This is a genomic window from Crossiella sp. NPDC003009, from assembly GCF_053591555.1.
On record NZ_JBSFUA010000102.1, the window covers coordinates 1 to 2454 of the forward strand.

Annotated in this window: 2 protein-coding genes; both read left to right on the plus strand. The window is 71.8% G+C overall.

The window, feature by feature from the left end; translation table 11 throughout:
• The first annotated feature begins 295 nt into the window (after window positions 1–295).
• Window positions 296–1231 carry an oxidoreductase gene (locus ACWDY5_RS41395; RefSeq protein ID WP_449727593.1) on the plus strand — a complete coding sequence of 312 codons (936 nt, stop codon included), beginning with the start codon at window positions 296–298 and terminating at the stop codon, window positions 1229–1231.
• A gap of 64 nt (window positions 1232–1295) precedes the next feature.
• On the plus strand, window positions 1296–2297 hold the full coding sequence (lipA, locus tag ACWDY5_RS41400) for a lipoyl synthase (protein WP_449727594.1): 1002 nt from the start codon (window positions 1296–1298) through the stop codon (window positions 2295–2297).
• Window positions 2298–2454: the final 157 nt, after the last annotated feature.

Sequence of the window (2454 nt, forward strand, 5' to 3'; positions counted from 1 at the left end):
TCCCGCTCCACCCGTCCCGACGGCCGTCGCGGCAGGCCGCTGACATCCGGCAGTTCACCCGCCTCATCCAGGCGGCGGGCCAGGGTCTCGGTCCGCACGAACGCACGACGCGAAAAAATCAACCCCACCGCTGGGTCAAGAGCCCGCCGTGTCGCTGGCGCGCCACGCCTCTTTCGCGACAAGTGGGTGCGCATCCCCCTCTCCGCCCTCCCTCCGGAACTCTCGCCCGCCCACCGCGTTGGACTGGGTGTCCGGGAGACTGGGCACTCGACGGCGGCGAGACGGGGTGGGCGGCATGCGGGACTGGACGGCCGAGGACATGCCTGACCAGAGCGGGCGCACCATCGTGATCACCGGGGCCAACTCCGGGCTCGGTCTGCACAGCGCCTACGCACTGGCCGCCAAGGGCGCGCACCTGTTACTGGCCTGCCGCTCGCCGGAGCGCGGGGCGCGCGCCGTCGACCAGGTCCGCACCACCGCGCCGAGGGCCAAGGTCGAGCTGGTCCGGCTGGACCTCTCCGACCTGGCCTCGGTGCGCGCGGCGGCCGCGGACATCCGGGAACGCACCGGTGACCGGCTGCACGTGCTGATGAACAACGCGGGCGTGTTCGGCCCGCCGCTGGGCCGCACCGCGGACGGCTTCGAGATCCAGATGGGCACCAACCACCTCGGCCACGCCGCGCTGACCTGGCTGCTCATGCCCGCGCTGCGGCAGGCCCCCGGCGCGCGGGTGGTCACCCTGTCCAGCCTCGCGCACCGCCGCACCACACTGCGCCTGGACGACCTCAACTACGAGCGCCGCCGCTACAACGCCTTCGTCGCCTACAGCGAGTCCAAGCTGGCCAACCTGATGTTCGCCCAGGAGCTCGACCGCCGGTTGTCCGCGGCCGACGCCGACGTGCTCAGCCTGGCCGCGCACCCCGGCCTCACCGACACCGAGCTGGCCGCCAACGGCGGGCGGGCCAGGCGGAACAAGCTGCTGGAGATCGGCGTCGGCCTGTTCAACAAGGTCGCCACCATGCGCACCGAGCGCGGAGTGCTCTCCCAGCTGTACGCGGCCACCGCGCCTGCGGTGCGCGGCGGGCAGTACTACGGCCCGGCCGGACCGGGCGAGGTGTGGGGCGGCCCCGGCCTGGCCGGCTGCTCGCCGGAGTCCCAGGACACCGCGGTGGCGGCGGAGTTGTACGGGGTCAGCGGCAAGTTGACCGGGATCGCGCCGGACCCGGCCTGACGTGTGACCGCGCCCTCCCCCGCTGGGCTGGGGTCACCGGCCGCGGGGACGTAGTCTGACGGGTATGACCGTGGTGCCCGAGGGCCGCAAGCTCCTGCGGCTGGAGGTTCGTAACAGCCAGACGCCCATCGAGAAGAAGCCCTCGTGGATCAAGACCAGGGCGAAGATGGGTCCCGAGTACCGCGAGCTGAAGGGCCTCGTCAAACGCGAGGGCCTGCACACGGTCTGCGAGGAAGCCGGCTGCCCCAACATCTACGAGTGCTGGGAAGACCGCGAGGCAACCTTCCTCATCGGCGGTGACCAGTGCACCCGCCGCTGCGACTTCTGCCAGATCGACACCGGCAAGCCGGCCGACTTCGACGCCGAGGAACCGCGCCGGGTGGCCGAGTCCGTGCAGGCCATGGGCCTGCGCTACTCCACCGTCACCGGCGTCGCCCGCGACGACCTGCCCGACGGCGGCGCCTGGCTCTACGCCGAGACGGTCCGCCAGATCCACGCGCTCAACCCCGGCACCGGCGTCGAGCTGCTCATCCCGGACTTCAACGCCGACCCCGAGCAGCTGGCCGAGGTCTTCGGCTCCCGCCCCGAGGTGCTGGCGCACAACCTGGAGACGGTGCCCCGCATCTTCAAGCGGATCCGCCCCGCCTTCCGCTACGAGCGCTCCCTCCAGGTGATCACCGAGGCCCGCGAGTCCGGCCTGGTCACCAAGAGCAACCTGATCCTGGGCATGGGCGAGACCCCGGACGAGGTCACCGAGGCGCTGCAGGACCTGCACGACGCGGGCTGCGACATCATCACCATCACCCAGTACCTGCGGCCGAGCCTGCGCCACCACCCGGTGGAGCGCTGGGTCAAGCCGGAGGAGTTCGTCACGCACAAGGAAACCGCGGAGCGCATCGGCTTCGCCGGGGTGATGGCGGGCCCGCTGGTCCGGTCCTCCTACCGCGCGGGGCGGCTGTACGCGCAGGCGAAGCAGTTCCGCGGCGAGCAGGTTCCCGAGCACCTGAGCCACCTCGCGGAGGCCGGTCCGGGCGCCCAGGAGATCACCGCCCTGATGGCCAGGTAGCGGGCTGTCACATTGGCGCGCTCCGCGCGCGGGATTTTTCGCTCTTGGAGTCGTGCGTTCGTGCCCTCGCCACACCCCCGAAGCAAGCTTCGGTGTGTCGAGGGCGCCCGCAGGCAGCGAGAGCACCTGCTCGACCACCGGCCGCACGAACGGCTCG

Bases quoted from the DNA above. Each gene is read 5' to 3' on its own strand.
- ACWDY5_RS41395 (WP_449727593.1), top strand. From the start codon at position 296: ATGCGGGACTGGACGGCCGAGGACATGCCTGACCAGAGCGGGCGCACC.
- lipA (WP_449727594.1), top strand. From the start codon at position 1,296: ATGACCGTGGTGCCCGAGGGCCGCAAGCTCCTGCGGCTGGAGGTTCGT.